The following is a 15632-nucleotide window of genomic DNA, read 5'->3' on the forward strand; positions in this document are numbered from 1 at the left end:
GATCTGGTCCTGCCTGGGCGACGTGCTGCGAGGGACGAGCGGTAGGAGCCCAGGCTCACCGGCACTGCCCTGAACCGGCCCGTTCCCGCGTGACACACTGAGCGTGTGAGCACGCCTATGAACTCCTCCCTGCCCTGGCCCACCGACGCCGAGGTGCTGCCGCTGGCCTCTGTGCGCCCGGTCCTGGACCGACTGGCCTCGCTGGTCAACATCTACGAGCAGGACGCCGCCGCGATCCCCGGCCTCGCCGTCACCGAGGAGGAGGTCTCGGCTGATCCGCCGCCCGCCCTCGAGCAGATCGCCGACGAGCTGGGCGGGGTGATCGTGCGCGGGCTGACGATGCTCACCCTCCAGATCGAGGACCGCACCGACGTGGGCCCCTACACCCTGCTCGGCGACGCGACCTCCTTCTACCCCCTGTACGAGACGCCGGAGGCGGCCGTGGTGCTCGCCCTGGACCCGGATGGCACGCCCGGCGCGGTCTACGGCATCGGCGAGGACCTCGCCCTGCAGCTGGCCGCCCCCGACCTCGGCGCCTATCTGGTGCGCTTCGCCGATGCGCTCGAGGCCACCCTCGTCACGCTCGCCGAGCGGGGACCGGTCGCGGAGGATTCGAAGGATGCCCGCACCGACGCCGCGGAGCAGCTGATGGACGAGCACCTGTTCGCCGAGCTGCTGGGCATGACCGAGCTCGCCGAGGGCGTCGAGGTGCCCCTGCAGGACCCTGCGGCCTCGGGTCTCTCGGACCTGCCGGTCGGCGCGCTCGCCGTCGCCGATCTGCGTGAAGCACCGGTCGGCGCGCGCGTGGACCTGATGGAGCTCGAGGTGCCCGGTGACCCGCTCGAGACGCACGTCGCCTGGAGCCGGCACGGCCGCGTGATCGCGGTGCTGGGAGGCTGAACTCCGCGGGCGGCCAGGTTCGCCCTGGCCGTCCGGTGGCGCACCGGTGAACTCTCGGCGCCGCCACGCCTGATGGGGAGAACTCCCCATTCCCGCGGCACGACGCCGCTCCGTAGCGTGAATGCCACGTGGCCACGAGCGGGGGAGATGACGTGACCGGTTTCTGGGGAGCAGACACCGAGGTGCTGCGGCAGACGGCCGGCGCTCTCGGCGGCGGCAGCGAACGGATCGACGACCTCGCCGCTCGGCTCGGCGCGGTGATCGACGCCGTCCACTGGGTCGGGCCGGATGCCGAGTCCTTTCGCGCGGACTGGAGCGGTCAGGTGCGCCCGGGACTGCTCGCGCGCGTCTCCCGGCTCCGGCAGCAGGAGCGAGAGCTCGATGCGCATGCCTGGGAACAGGACGAGACCTCCTCCGCCGGAACCGCCGGAGGTGGCGGCGTGGGACGAGAGGGGCCTGCGGGCAGGGGAGGAGGCCGGGACGCGGCGCCGCCCGTCGTATCCCCACCACCGCCCATATCCCGCACCGACCTGCTCCGGGGCGCCGGAGCCTCCGCCGCCGTCGGCACCATGGCGACCCTCGCTGCCGCAGATCTCCGGCTGATGGCCGGGGGCGTCCCGCCGACCATGCATGCCAAGACCGCTGGGGCTGCGGTGAACACCCTGGACGTCTCCGCGGCGGTCGGCGAGAGCGGGCTCGCCTTCCCCGACTCCGGCATGGAGCTCATTCCACCGGAGACCGCCTCCACCGTCACCGTGGACGGTGACCATGAACTCGCCCCGGTCGCGGACGACGAACCGTTCGGCCTGGACGCGGACGGTGCCCCGCTCGACCTCTCCCCGGACACCACCTACGACGTGGGAGACCACGGCACCTATTACACCGACGGCGAGGGCCGCATCACCTACATCGAGGCCACTGGCGGGGGAAAGGAGATGAACCCCAACCTCCGCGAGGTGTTCCCCGACGCGACGTATCACGTCAACGACTCGACCTTCTATCGCACCGATGAGCTGGGGCGCACCGAGCACATGTACGTTCCCGACGTCATCGTCGACCGCGAGATGTCTCGGAGCCAGTCGATCCAGTCGAAGATCGCCGAGCGCTGGGACATGGCCGGGGACGGCACCTCCGAACCGGTCGAGTTCAACGCCGGGCACATGCTGGCCCGCCAGCTCGGCGGCATCCGCGAGGAGATCAACTACACCCGGCAGTGGGATGAGGTGAACCAGGCCCGCAGCGGGGCGGAGACCATCTACTCCTTTGAATCGCTGATGGCCGACGGCATCGCCGACGACGGCAGCTCCTACTCGTACGAGACCCGCGTGACCTGGGGCGAGGAGCAGCCCGAGGGCGTCAGCCCGGAGCAGGGCAGCGAGCCCTGGGAGTACGTGCCCAGCGGCTATGACGTGCGGATCCACGAGAACGGCGAGCAGATCGTGGAGGAGCACCTGCCCAATTATCCTGACGGAGCCCGCTTCCCCGGCTGACACTCCTGACCGGCACTCCTGACCGGCACTCCTGAACGACACTGCGAACCGACCCGTGTGGAGGAATCTCCGTTGATGACCCAGACCCCGCCTCCGTCCGACTCTCCGATGGCACGCCAGGGCGCTCTCGTCCATGACCTCGCCGGGGTGCTGCTGAGCTCGCTCGAGCTCTCCGAAGACTGGGCTGCCGTCGCAGCAGCCTTCATCCCTCACGGCGAGGAATGGGCCGGCCGGCTCGTGATCACGGACCGCGACGGAACCACTGGCGGAGGCGATGCCGCCTTCGCGACCGACTCGCAGATCACCCTGCTGCTGGATGCTCTCCAGCAGGCCGCCGCTGAGCAGGAGCAGGCCTTCGTCTCCCTCCGGCTGGAGGCGAGCCGCAGCCCGCAGGAACCGGAACGGATCCGGCTCGAGACGGACATGAACTACGACCGGGACCCCGGCAGCTTCGACGGGCGCGGGGGGATCGACACGGCCTACGCGCACCTGCTCGCCGCCCGCGTCGGCGAGGGTCGCCTGCCCTCCTGGGTGCGGGAGCTGCTCAGGGGCTCCTGACTGCTGTGCGAGCACGGCCTGTCCGCTACCTGCTCTCGGGCATCGGTGCAGGCCGGAGCATGGGTAGTCCTCCCCATGGCCCTCGGGTCGGGGAGTCATTACCGTAGGACCGACAAGTGGGGGATCCGGCGCGGCCGGTCATGGGGATGAAGAAGGGGACCGGCGGCTGATGAACGCATTCTGGGGCGCGGACACCGAGGCTCTGCGGACGATGGGGACGGTGTACTCGCGCCGAGCGGAAGCGCTCGCTGACCTCGAGGCCCTGCTGACCTCGAGCATCGAGAACATCGAATGGATCGGAGAGGACGCCGATCGCTTCCGTGCCGATTGGTCCGGCGTCGTGCGTCCTTCCCTGCAGGACCAGGAGGTCGAGCTGCGCCAGCGGGCGCGCCGACTCGCCCAGCATGCCGACGAGCAGGAGGCCGCCTCCGCACCGGACGGCCCCCTCGGCGGATTCGGCGGCGGGTCCGGGGGCGGCGGATGGTCGAGCCCCGGAGAGTTCCTGCGCGACCTGCTCGGGATGGTGGAGGACGCGCTGCGCGGTACGGGCCCCGGTCGGGGCGGCCCCTTCGCGGAGCTGCTGCGCGAGGTGCTCAGCACCCCGGAAGGGTGCGCGGCGTTCCTGGGCGCCTTCCTCGGCAGCCTGCTGGGTGGCCTGCTCGCCGACATGATCCGCAGCGCGATCGGGATGGGTCTCGCGCTCGAGGGCCTGCTGGCCGGGCTCGGCCTCGCCGGCGGTCTCGGAAACCTGATCGGAGAATCCGGTCAGATCACCCCGCAGGATTCGTTGCTCTCTGACGAGCCCGCCGCGCTGGGGGGCGCTGGCGGTGAGGACTCCGCAGGTGGGGACGCCGCAGGTGAGGACTCCGCTGCAGGGGGCAGCGGTGGCGAGTCCGCGGGCGGCTCCGGCAGCGGTTCCGGGTCCGGTGGCGCATCAGGCTCGGGCGGCGGCTCCGGTGGCGGCGGCGCGGGCGGGGAGTCCGGTACCGGTGCGGAAGCCGGGGTTGAGGGGGCCAGCGAGGGAGCGCCGGCTGGTGACCGCTCGGCGGGTATTCAGGCTCTGGAGAACGGTCCTGCGCAGAGCGCGGGCTCCGGACCCGCCGGACGCATCACGAACGACGGGGAGCAGGGGCCGCGCTCCCTGCTCGAGCGGCTGCTGGAGATGCTCGGCGACGCGCTCGACCCGGGTGCTGCCAGCGGTTCCGTGATCGGCGACCGCATCGGGCACTCCTGACCCATCGGGGTCCGCACGACCTCTCGGCGCCATGGCGGCCCGTTGGCCCTGGCGCAGCCTCTCGGCCCCGGCGCAGCGTGCCCTCCCGGTCAGGGGTCTACCCTGGACGGACCGCCTCCACCCCCGTGAGGCCCCCCGATCAGGAGCCGTGACATGACCACGACCAGCCCTTCTCCCGCTCCGGTCCTCGTCCTCGTCCCGGGTGCCACCGGCGCCCCGACGGACGGCGGCGCCCGCTTCCACCTGGCCGACGCGACCGTCCCACAGCTGTCGGTCACCGACCTCGTCGCGACCCGCGGCGATGGCGTCTTCGAGACCATCGGCGCCTTCGACGGCGTGCCCGTGAACGTCGGCCCCCATCTGGCGCGGCTCGCCCGCAGCGCCGCCCAGGTCGAGCTGCCCGCACCGGACCTCGCCACTCTGTCCGAGGCTGTCGACGCCGCGATCGCCGCCCATGATCCGGTCGCCGAGCTGAGCGTGCGCGTGATGTACACCCGCGGCATCGAGGGCGTCGGCGTCCCCACCTGCTGGATCCACGCCCGTGTCTCCGACGACTGGACCCCGTACCGGGCCGGGATGCGGGTGGCGGCGCTGGACCGCGGCCTGTCCACCGCCGTCGCCGGGACCAGCCCCTGGCTGCTGCCCGGCGCGAAGACCCTCAGCTACGCCGTGAACATGGCCGCCGTGCGCGAAGCGAAGCGGCGCGGCGCGGCCGATGTGCTGTTCGTCGCGAGCGACGGCTATGTGCTCGAGGGACCCACGTCCACGCTGCTGGTGCGCCGCGACGGGCAGTTCCTCACCACTCCGGCCAGTGCCGGTGTGCTCCCCGGAACCAGTGTGAAAACGCTGTTCGACTGGCTGGCCGAGCATGAGGGCGCCGCAGTGACAGAGCAGCTGATGACCGTGGAGGACGTGACCGGCTCCGACGGTGCCTGGCTGCTGTCCTCGACCCGGCTGGCCGCCCCGATCACCCACCTCGACGAGGCCGAGCTGCCGGTGGACCACGAGCTCACCGCCCGCTTCGAGCACGTGCTCAAGGGACAGGCCTGACGCCGCTGCGCTGCCACCGCCCGGCGCTGCCGCGGCGCGCTGTCCGTCCTGCGCTGCCGCGGCCCGCCGCCCGCCCTGCGCTGCCGTAGCGCGCCACCAGGATCGGCCGATTCCGAGCCAGAAATGGCCGGATCTGGCTCGGAATCGGCCGGTCCGGTCCGGTCCGGTCCGTCAGCACGTTCAGGCCCGGGCCAGCACCTCGCGGGCGAGGTCGACGTCGAACACCGCGGTGTCGATCGCTCCGCTGCGCAGCACTCCGAGCACCCCCTCCGCCTTCTCCGCCCCGGCGGCCACTCCCAGCACCTCGGGGATCCGCAGCAGCTCCGAGAAGGTCACCGCGAGCACCCGCTGATCCGTCGGCGCCCCCAGGGGCACTCCGTGCGCGTCGATGAAGCGCCCGCAGACATCACCCACCGGCTGCTGGGCCTCGAAGACGGCCCGCTCGGAGTCGCTCAGCCGCATCAGCTCGAGGACGTGCGGGGAGGAATGCACCCCGTGCGAGCCGATGCCCACGAGCGCGAGCTCCACCTGCGCGGCCGCCGCCAGCACCCTGCCGATGCTGGACTCGGCGCGCAGCGTCGCCACCGTGGTCGCAGATTCGAGCACCGCCGGGGCGTAGAGGGTCTGCGGCGTCGCCCCCAGACGGGAGGCGAGCACCTTCAGCACGGAGTCCCCGGAATCGAACTGGTCCAGTGCGCTGTGCCCGCCCACCAGCGGCAGCACCGCCGGAATGGGCCGCAGCTGGAGGGTCTCCAGCTGCGTGACCACGTTCTGGACCGTCCGCCCCCAGGACACCCCGATGCTGCGCACGCCCGCCGCCCGCTCGGCGAGCATCGCGGCACCCTCGCGAGCCACGGACTCCATCGCCGTGGCCCGCGGGGCGGAGACCACATGCACCGCACGGAGGGAGAACGCGGCCCGCAGCGCCGCCTCGAGGGCCTCGTCACGGCGCGGCGGACCCTCCGGGTCATGGATCGTGATCTCCACGATCCCGCGGTCCCGCGCCTGGGTGAGGATCCGCGAGACGTTCGAGCGGGACAGCCCCAGCTCCTGCGCGACCTCCGTCTGTGATCGACCCTGCTCGTAATAGAGCCGCGCCGCCCGCACCACGACGGCGGAGTCTCGAGGGGCAGGCATGGGCACTCCTGGTCATATGGGGTTGGCGGCGCGCGCAGGACGCGCCCGGCCGGATCAGCCCAGGGTACGCAGGCGGGCGGCGGGAAGGTGCCAGAATCAGGGGGTCGCCACCCGGGGAGGAACCATGAGCACAGATCCGACGCCGCCTGCGGCCGAGGGGCCCGCCACGCCCCTCGTCCTGACCGTGGTCCTGGCCCACCTGGACGTCTCCGACAGCGAGGACGTGCTTCTCTCCCTCGCGGGCCGGCTGCTGGACGCCGGGGCGGTCACCGTCGACTTCCCCGAGGCGCTGCGCACCCGGGAGCGGACCTATCCCACCGGCCTGCCCACACCGATCCCCACCGCGATCCCGCATGCCGATCCGCAGCACGTGGTGGCGCCGGGACTCGCGGTGGCGACGCTCGCCCGCCCCGTGACGTTCGGGGAGATGGGCACCCGCGAGGGCACCGTCGAGGTGCGCCTGGTGGCGATGCCGCTGCTCACCGACACCCGTGAGCATCTCGCAGCGTTGCAGCAGCTGATGGGCCTGCTCAGCGACGAGACCGCCGTGCAGGACCTGCTGGATGCCACCGATGACGAGGAGCTGCGCCGACGGTTCGAGCTGCGCTTGGCGAGCATCCTTCCGCCCGGGCATCAGGCCCCGCCCGCCAGCGGGAATGAGGGGGCCGGCGCATGAGCTCCAGGACTCCCCGGGTGGCCGTGAAGGCGCTCATCGTCCGGAACCGGCAGGTTCTCATGAACCGCTACGTCCACCCCGCCGGGCACGAGATGTTCGAGCTGCCCGGCGGCGGCCAGGAGCACGGCGAGGACCAGCCCACCGCCCTGATCCGAGAGTGCCAGGAGGAGATCGGTGCACGCGTCGAGGTGCATCAGGTGGCCTGCCTGTACGAGTTCATGACCGAGCGGAGCGTGCGCGACGACTCCCCGATCGCGCCCTTCCATCAGGTCAACGTGGCCTACTGGTGCGGGCTGGCCGAGGGGGAGGAGCCCGGCGAGGGCACCGCTCCGGACGGCCGCCAGGCGGGCACTGCCTGGCTGCCGTTGGACCGCCTCGGCGGCTACGACGTGAAACCGCCCGCGCTCGCCCGCTGGCTCGAGTCCGACCCCAGCGACCGGCCGATCTCCCTGGGAGTGAGCCGGGCCTGAGCCGCTAGTCTGGAAGGGCTGACCTACGCGGCCACCTGCCGTGCCCCCAGAGCAAGGAGCATCATGACCACCTCGCCCAGCATCGCCTTCCGTGACGGCCGCTCGATCCCGCAGCTCGGCTACGGCGTGTGGCAGGTCGAGAACGCGGTCGCCGCGGAGGTCGTGGTCAGGGCCCTCGAGGCCGGCTACCGCCACGTGGACACCGCCCGCGGCTACAACAACGAGGCGGGGGTGGGCCAGGCCCTGAAGGCCTCCGGCCTCGCCCGCGACGAGGTGTTCGTGACCTCTAAGGTCCCCAATCAGGACCAGGGTCGCGACAAGACCCTCGCCTCCTTCGACGCGACGATGGAGGATCTCGGCCTCGAGGAGCTCGACCTCTACCTGATCCACTGGCCCGCCCCCTCCAAGGGCCTCGCCGTGGAGACCTGGAAGGCGCTCGTGGAGCTGCAGGAGCAGGGCCGGATCCGCTCGATCGGGACCTCGAACTTCCGAATCGAGGACATCATCGCGCTCGAGTCCGAGACGGGTGTGCTGCCGGTGCTCAACCAGATCGAGCTGCACCCGTACCTCCACCAGTCCGAGCTGCGTCAGTTCCATGCCGGCAAGGGCATCGTCACCCAGTCCTGGTCACCGCTCGGTCAGGGCGGCGGCGAGCTCGAGGATCTCGTCATCACCCAGATCTCCGAGGCCCATGGCGCCACCCCCGCGCAGGTGCTGATCGCCTGGAACCTGGCCCTGGGCAACGTGGTGATCCCGAAGTCCGTCACCCCCGAGCGCATCGACTCGAACTTCGCCTCCCTCGAGCTGACCCTCACCGAGGACGAGATCGCGCAGATCAACGCGCTGGACAAGGGTGCCGGCGCCCGCCGGGGCCCGAACCCTGATGAGTTCGCCGGGCACCAGGGCGCCTGAACCGGCGCCCTCCGGGCAGGACGCGCACTAGGATCTGGGGATCCTGCTGCGGCCGGCGCCGGGACAGGACCGGCGTCGGGACAGCGCAGGATCGACAGCCCACCGCACCTCACCGTTGAGGTCGTGGAGCAGGCAGAGCGCAGTGTGGCGCATGAAGGAGCCGGAGCATGAACGAGGACAGCGCCGACGGCGCCCCTGCTGACAACGCTGCTGCTGACAGCACGGCCGACCCTGCCGTTGACATCGCCGCCGTTGACAGCACCGCTGGTGACAGCACCGCGGAGGTGTCGCTGGGCGGTGCGACCGTTCTGCCCGGCGCCGCGATCGTCGGCCTCGAGGCAGACGATGCTCCCGTCGCGCTGAGGGCGCTGTCCGCCCGGCTGCGGGAGATCGGCGCGGTCACCGACTCCTTCGAAGCCGCGGTGCTGCTGCGCGAGGCGAAGCAGCCCACCGGCCTGCCCACTCTGGTGCCCGCGGCGATCCCGCACACCGACCCGGAGCATGTGCTGACCCCGGGTCTCGCCATCGCGATCCCGCGAGACCCCGTGGCGTTCGGTGAGATCGGCTCGTCCGGGGAGCGCACCATCTGGGCGGAGCTGATCGTCATGCTGGTGCTCTCCGACTCGCACAGCCAGCTCACCGCGCTCCAGGACCTGGTGGCCCGGCTGCAGGAGCCCGAGGGTGTGCGCGAGCTGCTCGCCGCGACCGATGACGCGGATCTCGAGCGCCGCGCCCGGGAGTGGCTCGCGGGCTGAGGCGCCGGGGTGCTGCGGCTGCTTCGCAGAGGCCGACCGCACCGGGGCGATCAGCGCAGGTCAGCCGGGCCCGAGAGCTCGGCGGCCTCCTCGGCGGAGCCGCGCCGCTCGGCGCGCTTGTCGTCCAGCTCCTGCTGGTGATCCTGCGTCGAGGACTGGGTGCTCATGGTGCGAGCGGCCGGAGCCAGCTCGGCGAACTGACCGCTGGCTGCGCCGCGGACCCGGTTGTCGGCTCCGGTGGGCGCCGGGTCGTTGCCCGAGCCGGTCAGGTCGCCGCGGATGATGTTGTCGGTGACGTCCACCCCGTCGGTGCTGTCCGAGATGGTGAGGTCTCCGCCGAGGTAGTTGGGGTCCTCGCAGTCGATGAGCGCGCCGCCGGTCCCGATCTGCACGCCGGCGTTGCCGGTGTAGGTGGCCGCGCCGTCGACCTCGCTGCCGCACAGCGCGGTTCCCTCGGCGGCGCTGGTGACGGTGAGATCGCGGGCGACGGTGGAGTCGAGGATATCCGTGTAGAGGGAGTTCTCACTGGTCAGGTGACCGCCGACGGTCACCGTCTGCAGATGCACGAGTCCCTGGGCCACGGTGACGCGGCCGTCGATCGCGGTGTCATAGGAGTAGAGGAAGGGCTCAGCGTCCTCGGCCGCCCGGCCCACGTAGCTGCCGCCCACGGTGGAGGCGTCGAGGTATACGCCGTATCCGCCCCGGGAGACGATGTTGCCGCCGATCTCGGCGCCGGTCCCATCGAAGTAGCCATCAGCCTGCACGACCACCCGCTCGGCGACCGAGGTGTCGGTGACCAGGAGATCGCCGCCGGCCTGGACGCGGACCTCGCCCTCGATGGTCACGTCGGTCAGGACGCAGGAGGAGTCCTTGGCGACGACGAGGTCGCCGGGGACGGTCACGCCCGATGCCTCCCCGTCGCAGTAGGTGGTCAGGGCAGCGCTTGCGCTGCCGGCGCCGAGCGCGAGGCTGGCGGAGGCGAGGGCCATGGTGGACAGGGCAACTGCGGATCGGGAGATGGTGCGCACGTCGAGCTCCTTGTGTCGCCGCGCCCGGCTCTGGACGGAGGCGGGGGTCGTTGATGGGACCTTCCGGCACGACCGTAGCGACTCGCGAGCCCTGGTGCAATCGATTGCTGAAATCTCTGTCGCCGACCTCCGACGAGCGGGCCGACGTCCTACCAGTTCACAGCGGCAGGCGCACGTAGGTGGTCTCGAGGAATTCGGTGAGGCCCTCATGGGAGCCCTCACGGCCCAGCCCGGACTCCTTGACCCCGCCGAAGGGGGCCGACGGATCGGAGGCGACCCCGAGGTTCACCGCGACCATCCCCGATTCGAGCCGGCCGGTCACCGCGGTGATCTCGCGGAGATCCTCCGCGATGACGTAGGCCATCAGCCCGAACTCGGTGTCGTTCGCCGCGGCGGTCATCTCCTCGACGTCATCGAGCACGGTCAGCGGGGCCAGCGGCCCGAAGATCTCCTCGCGATGGATCCGCGCCTCGCGCGGCACGTCGGTGAGCACGGTCGCCGGGAAGAAGAAGCCCGGGCCCTCACCCCGGGTGCCCCCGGTGAGCACCCGTGCGCCACGGTCGACCGCGTCGGCCGTGAGTTCCTCGACTTTCTCGAGCCCGGCCTCGTCGATCAGCGGGCCGAGGGTGGTCCCCGCCTCCGCGCCCGGGCCGAGGACCAGCTGCTCGGTGCGCTCGACCAGCTTCGCGGTGAACTCCTCGGCCACCGAGGAGTGGACGTAGAAGCGGTTCGCGGCAGTGCAGGCCTCACCGTTGTTGCGGAACTTCGCGAGCATCGCCGCCTCCACCGCGGTGTCGACGTCTGCGGAGGGCAGCACCAGGAACGGGGCGTTGCCGCCCAGCTCCATGGAGGTCTTCAGCACGTGCTCGGCGGATTGCGCGATGAGGGTGCGGCCCACGCCGGTGGAGCCCGTGAAGGACACCTTCCGCAGCCGGGGATCAGCCATCAGCGTGGAGGACAGACCCTTCGAATCGCTGGTCACCACGCAGTTCACCACCCCGTCCGGGACACCCGCCTCGGCGAGGATGGCCATCAGCGCGAGCGAGGTCAGCGGAGTCTTCTGGGCGGGCTTGAGTGCCACGGTGCAGCCGGCCGCGAGCGCCGGGGCGATCTTCCGGGTGCCCATCGAGAGCGGGAAGTTCCACGGAGTGATCAGCAGGGTGGGGCCGACGGGCCGGGCGACCGTCACGATCGCGTGGTCTGCGGCCGGGGCGTGGCGGAAGCGGCCGGGCAGGCGCACCGCCTCCTCGCTGAACCAGCGCAGGAACTCCGCGCCGTAGGTGACCTCGCCATAGGCCTCCGCGAGCGGTTTGCCCATCTCGAGAGTCATCAGCGCCGCCAGGTCATCGGCCCGCTCGTGGCACAGCTCGTAGGCGCGGCGCAGGATCTCCGAGCGTTCCCGCGGGGTGGTCGCGGCCCAGTCCTCCTGGGCGGTGTGCGCCGCTTCGAGGGCCTGCATGCCGATCGCTGCGGCGTCGGCGTCGACGACCTGCGTGAGTGCCTGGCCGGTGGCCGGGTCGATCACCTCGAGCGAGGGCGTGCCGCCGAGGAAGCTGCCGCCTACGAAGGAGCTGCGCGGGGTGCGCTCGAGCAGCTCGGTGATCGTGGCGGGGGTGAGGGCAGGGCGGTGGGTCATGGGGTGCTCCTCCTGTGGTCGTCGGGGGTCCTTCCCAGTCTGCACCCGCCGTGCGAGCGTTCGCCGACCGTCCGGCCGGGCGCCGCCCGGTCAGGCGCGCGCCACGGCCAGAGCATCCACGGCCCGGATCAGTCCCAGATGGCTGAAGGCCTGGGGGAAGTTCCCGGCCATGCGGCGGGCCCCGGTGTCGTACTCCTCGGCCAGCAGGGTGTCGAGCAGGGCTTCGGCATCGGCCGTGCGGCCGGAGGAGGCGTACTGTTCGACCAGCCAGAAGCAGCACACCAGGAAGGGATGCTCATCGCCGGGCAGGCCGTCCTGGCCCTGGGTGCGGTAGCGCAGGATCAGCCCGTTCTCCACGTGCAGGTCCTGCTCGATCCGCGCGACGGTGGCGAGCACGCGCGGATCATCCGCCGGCAGGAACCCGGTGTGCGGGATCTGGAGCAGAGAGGCGTCCACCTCGGTGGAGTCGTAGGTCTGGGTGAATGCGCCGTCGGGGCCGACGCCGCGGGTCAGCACCTCCTCGCGCACCTGCTCCCGCAGCCGCTCCCAGAGCGCCAGATCCTCGGCGCTCGCCGGCAGGTGATGGCGGCGCACCGCATCGATCGCGCGGTCGAACACCGCCCAGACCATCACCCGGCCGTGGGTGAAGAAGGCGGGCTCCCCGCGCATCTCCCAGATACCCTGATCGGGCTCGTCCAGGCGGTCGATGGTGAAGCGCACGAGCGCCTTCTGCAGCGGCCAGGACCACTGCGTCTCCTCGACGCCGGCATCGCGCATCATCGCCAGGGCGATCATCACCTCGCCCACCACGTCGGCCTGGAACTGACCGGCGGCACCGTTGCCGATCCGCACTGGCGCGGATTCCTCGTAGCCGGGCAGGTGCGTAAGCTCCCGCTCCAGCAGGTTCCGGTCCCCGGTGATCGAGTACATGATCTGCAGCCGCTCGGGATCCCCGGCGATCGCGCGCAGCAGCCATTCCCGCCACCCGGCGGCGGCGTCGACGTGCCCGTGGGTCAGCAGCGCCTCGAGCGAGAGCGCCGCGTCCCGCAGCCAGCAGCCAGCAGAAGCGGTAGTCCCAGTTGCGCACCCCGCCGAAGTCCTCCGGCAGGCTGGTGGTGGCCGCGGCGACGATCCCGCCGGTGCGGCGATGGGTCAGGGCCCTCAGCACCAGCAGGGAGCGGGCCACCGGCTGGGCATGCTCCTCATCGACCCGCACCTGTCCCAGCCAGCCCGTCCACTCCGCGATGGTGCGCTCGAGCTCTCTGCGGGTGTCCTGCACCGGAGGCACCTCGAGCCAGGAGGGGAACCAGGTGAGGACCCAGGCGGTCTCCTCCCCGGCGCCAAGGCGGTGGCGTCCCTGATGGGAGCGGTTCTCTCCGGCGGTCAGCGCCGGTCCGTGCAGCGCGATCCCGTCACCGCCGGCGATCGCGATCAGCACCTTCTCCCCGGCGACATCCTCGCCCCGGCGCACCCAGGGCGCTGCCAGCCCGTATTCGAACCGGATCTTCAGTTCCTGGACCACCTCGACCTCGCCGCCGGTGCAGCGCACCAGGCGGACCAGATCGGCGTGATCCTCGGTGTCACCGCGCAGGGACCCCGCAGAGCCGGGGGAGGAGCCGGACGCAGAGCCCGAGGCCTCGCCCTCGTCGTCGCGCTCGTCATCGGGTTCAGCGTCTCTCTGGTCGCCGTCCTGGTCCCCGTCCTCGTACTGGTCCGCCGGTCCGGTGCCTGGCAAGGCCGAGTCGGAGCTCTCCGCCTCGGGGGTGGAGGCGTCGCCTCCGGCGACCGGCATGAATTCGGTGACCGTCGCCGTGCCGGTGGGGGAGCGCCACGTGGTCTCCAGCACCATCGTGCCGGGAAGGTAGCGGCGTGAGAGGACCTCGCCGTCGGCGATGCGCAACGACCAGTGCCCGTGCTCCTCCGTCCCCAGCAACGAGCAGAACAGTGCGTCGGAGTCGAAGCGCGGCAGGCACAGCCAGTCGATATCCCCCTCGCGCGTGACGAGCGCGGTGGTGCGCTGATCCGAGAGCAGGGCGTGGTCTTCGATGAGGGGTGCAGCCATGCTGCCAGTCCATCACGGCGGGGGCGGATCGGGGAGGTCTACGATGGATTCATGGCTCCAGCGCAGCGCACCGCCCAGACCCTCTCCTTCGACATCCTGGTGATCGGCTGGGGCAAGGGAGGCAAGACCCTCGCCGCCACGCTCGGGGCCGCGGGCCGACGGGTCGCGGTGATCGAGCAGTTCGAGTCCATGCACGGGGGCACCTGCATCAACATCGGCTGCGTGCCCACCAAGACCCTGATCCACGACGCCGAGCAGCGACGGGACGGCGAGGACCCCCAGCAGTTCTGGGCCCGTGCCGTCACCCGCCGCGACACCGTGGTGGGGAAGATGCGCGAGGTCAACCATGCGATGCTCGCCGATCTCGACGCCGTCACCCTGATCGACGGCCGGGCCCGCTTCACCGGCGAGCGCACCGTCGAGGTCACCGGCGGGGCGGACAGCCTGGCCGTGACCGCGCCAGTTGTCATCGTGAACACAGGCGCCTCTCCGGTACGTCCGGACCTGCCCGGCCTCGACTCCGCACGGGTGCATGACTCGACCTCGCTGCAGCATGTGGACCCCTTCCCCGCCCGCCTCGTGATCATCGGCGCCGGACCGATCGGACTCGAGTTCGCCTCGATGTTCGCGGGCTACGGGGCCGAGGTGACAGTGCTGAACCGTCGCGAGCGGCTGCTGCCCGGAGAGGACGCGGACGTCGCCGGCGAGGTCGCCGCCGTGCTCGAGGGAGACGGGATCACCGTGCTGAACTCCGCCTCGGCGCAGGCGATCGAGGATGGCCCGTCCGGCGCCACCGTGGTGGCCGACGGCGGGGGACACGAGCAGCGGATCGAGGCCGACGCGGTGCTGCTCGCGACCGGCCGACGCCCCGCCACCGATGGGCTGGGGCTCGAGGCCGCGGGGATAGAGACCGACCAGCGCGGCGCGATCACCGTCGACGAGCACCTGCGCACCAGCGCCGAGGGCGTGTTCGCGATCGGGGACGTGCACGGCGGTGAGCAGCAGACCTACCTGTCCCTCGACGACTTCCGGGTGGTGCTCTCCCAGCTGACCGGCGAGGGGAACCGCAGCACCTCCTGGAACAGCACTTCCGGGAGCAGTGCGCCCTGGAACAGCACCTCCGGGAGCAGCGCGTCCGGGGGCAGCGCGTCCGGCCGCACCACCACCGACCGCATCGCGGTGCCGACCACCATCTTCCTCACCCCGCCGCTCGCGGCCGTCGGCCTCACCGAGACCGAGGCGCTCGCCGAGGGGCGGAAGATCCTGGTGGCGAGCCAGCAGGTCGCGACCATCAAGGCGATGCCGCGCCCGAAGGCGGTGGCCGATCCACGAGGCCTGGTCAAGATCGTGGTCGACGCGGAGACCGATCAGATCCTCGGCGCGCGACTGTTCCACGTCGACGCCCAGGAGGTCATCAACCTTCTCGCGCTCGCGATGCGCACCGGCACCACCGCGACCCAGCTCAAGAACGGGATCTGGACCCACCCCTCCTCGACCGAGGCGCTCAACGAGACGCTCGGGCAGCTGGCACCGCTGCTGGGCTGAGCGCAGCCAGGGTCGGGAAGACGCGAGGTGCGGCGCAGTGAGGCGCAGTGCCGTGCTGAGACCTGATCTGGTGCTGACTCCTGATCGAGTCGTGAGAAGTGTGCAGTTCCGGGGTCGCTAGCCGCACGGAACTCACGACTGGGTGGGCAGGAGGCGGCTCCGCGAGCAGGGCCGCCCGG

The 15632-nt window shown here is 71.5% G+C and carries 13 protein-coding genes and 1 pseudogene; 10 read left to right on the forward strand and 4 right to left on the reverse strand.

The features are described 5' to 3' along the window. The first annotated feature begins 105 nt into the window (after window positions 1–105). From ACTH43_RS13020 to ACTH43_RS13040, 5 genes are all read left to right on the forward strand, one after another. Complete coding sequence (locus ACTH43_RS13020; RefSeq protein ID WP_441445328.1) at window positions 106–900, forward strand: hypothetical protein; 795 nt, start codon at window positions 106–108, stop codon at window positions 898–900. Between the two features lie 152 nt (window positions 901–1052). Then, window positions 1053–2390: a DNA/RNA non-specific endonuclease gene (locus ACTH43_RS13025; RefSeq protein ID WP_441445329.1), complete on the forward strand. Its 1338-nt coding sequence runs from the start codon at window positions 1053–1055 to the stop codon at window positions 2388–2390. A gap of 75 nt (window positions 2391–2465) precedes the next feature. Continuing rightward, on the forward strand, window positions 2466–2948 hold the full coding sequence (locus tag ACTH43_RS13030) for a hypothetical protein (protein WP_441445330.1): 483 nt from the start codon (window positions 2466–2468) through the stop codon (window positions 2946–2948). A gap of 169 nt (window positions 2949–3117) precedes the next feature. After that, on the forward strand, window positions 3118–4182 hold the full coding sequence (locus ACTH43_RS13035) for a hypothetical protein (RefSeq protein ID WP_441445331.1): 1065 nt from the start codon (window positions 3118–3120) through the stop codon (window positions 4180–4182). A 153-nt stretch (window positions 4183–4335) separates the two neighbouring features. Continuing rightward, window positions 4336–5232: an aminodeoxychorismate lyase gene (locus ACTH43_RS13040; RefSeq protein WP_441445332.1), complete on the forward strand. Its 897-nt coding sequence runs from the start codon at window positions 4336–4338 to the stop codon at window positions 5230–5232. Between the two features lie 180 nt (window positions 5233–5412). Here ACTH43_RS13040 and ACTH43_RS13045 read toward each other — a convergent pair whose 3' ends face one another. Then, window positions 5413–6369: a sugar-binding transcriptional regulator gene (locus ACTH43_RS13045; protein ID WP_441445333.1), complete on the reverse strand. Its 957-nt coding sequence runs from the start codon at window positions 6367–6369 to the stop codon at window positions 5413–5415. 124 nt (window positions 6370–6493) lie between these two features. Here ACTH43_RS13045 and ACTH43_RS13050 point away from each other — a divergent pair, with 124 nt between their 5' ends. The 4 genes from ACTH43_RS13050 to ACTH43_RS13065 all read left to right on the forward strand — a co-directional run bounded on the left by ACTH43_RS13050 (window position 6494) and on the right by ACTH43_RS13065 (window position 9182). Beyond that, a complete protein-coding gene (locus ACTH43_RS13050) occupies window positions 6494–7045 on the forward strand; it encodes a PTS sugar transporter subunit IIA (protein WP_441445334.1) in 552 nt (183 codons plus the stop codon). Beyond that, window positions 7042–7515, forward strand: coding sequence for an NUDIX domain-containing protein (locus tag ACTH43_RS13055; RefSeq protein WP_441445335.1), 474 nt, complete (start codon window positions 7042–7044; stop codon window positions 7513–7515). Before ACTH43_RS13050 ends, ACTH43_RS13055 begins: the two co-directional genes overlap by 4 nt. Window positions 7516–7578: 63 nt before the next feature. Further along, window positions 7579–8427 carry an aldo/keto reductase gene (locus ACTH43_RS13060; RefSeq protein ID WP_441445336.1) on the forward strand — a complete coding sequence of 283 codons (849 nt, stop codon included), beginning with the start codon at window positions 7579–7581 and terminating at the stop codon, window positions 8425–8427. Between the two features lie 167 nt (window positions 8428–8594). After that, on the forward strand, window positions 8595–9182 hold the full coding sequence (locus ACTH43_RS13065; RefSeq protein WP_441445337.1) for a PTS sugar transporter subunit IIA: 588 nt from the start codon (window positions 8595–8597) through the stop codon (window positions 9180–9182). 50 nt (window positions 9183–9232) lie between these two features. Here ACTH43_RS13065 and ACTH43_RS13070 read toward each other — a convergent pair whose 3' ends face one another. The 3 genes and pseudogenes from ACTH43_RS13070 to ACTH43_RS13080 all read right to left on the reverse strand — a co-directional run bounded on the left by ACTH43_RS13070 (window position 9233) and on the right by ACTH43_RS13080 (window position 13908). Next, a complete protein-coding gene (locus tag ACTH43_RS13070) occupies window positions 9233–10210 on the reverse strand; it encodes a hypothetical protein (RefSeq protein WP_441445338.1) in 978 nt (325 codons plus the stop codon). Window positions 10211–10367: 157 nt separating this feature from the next. After that, window positions 10368–11846 carry an NAD-dependent succinate-semialdehyde dehydrogenase gene (locus ACTH43_RS13075; RefSeq protein ID WP_441445339.1) on the reverse strand — a complete coding sequence of 493 codons (1479 nt, stop codon included), beginning with the start codon at window positions 11844–11846 and terminating at the stop codon, window positions 10368–10370. 90 nt (window positions 11847–11936) lie between these two features. Further along, a pseudogene (locus ACTH43_RS13080) lies at window positions 11937–13908 on the reverse strand (glycoside hydrolase family 15 protein). Between the two features lie 51 nt (window positions 13909–13959). On the opposite strand from ACTH43_RS13080, the gene ACTH43_RS13085 reads away from it, so the two are divergent. Beyond that, a complete protein-coding gene (locus tag ACTH43_RS13085; RefSeq protein WP_441445340.1) occupies window positions 13960–15453 on the forward strand; it encodes a dihydrolipoyl dehydrogenase family protein in 1494 nt (497 codons plus the stop codon). Window positions 15454–15632: the final 179 nt, after the last annotated feature.

Source organism: Brachybacterium sp. (assembly GCF_052095815.1).
GTDB lineage: Bacteria > Actinomycetota > Actinomycetes > Actinomycetales > Dermabacteraceae > Brachybacterium.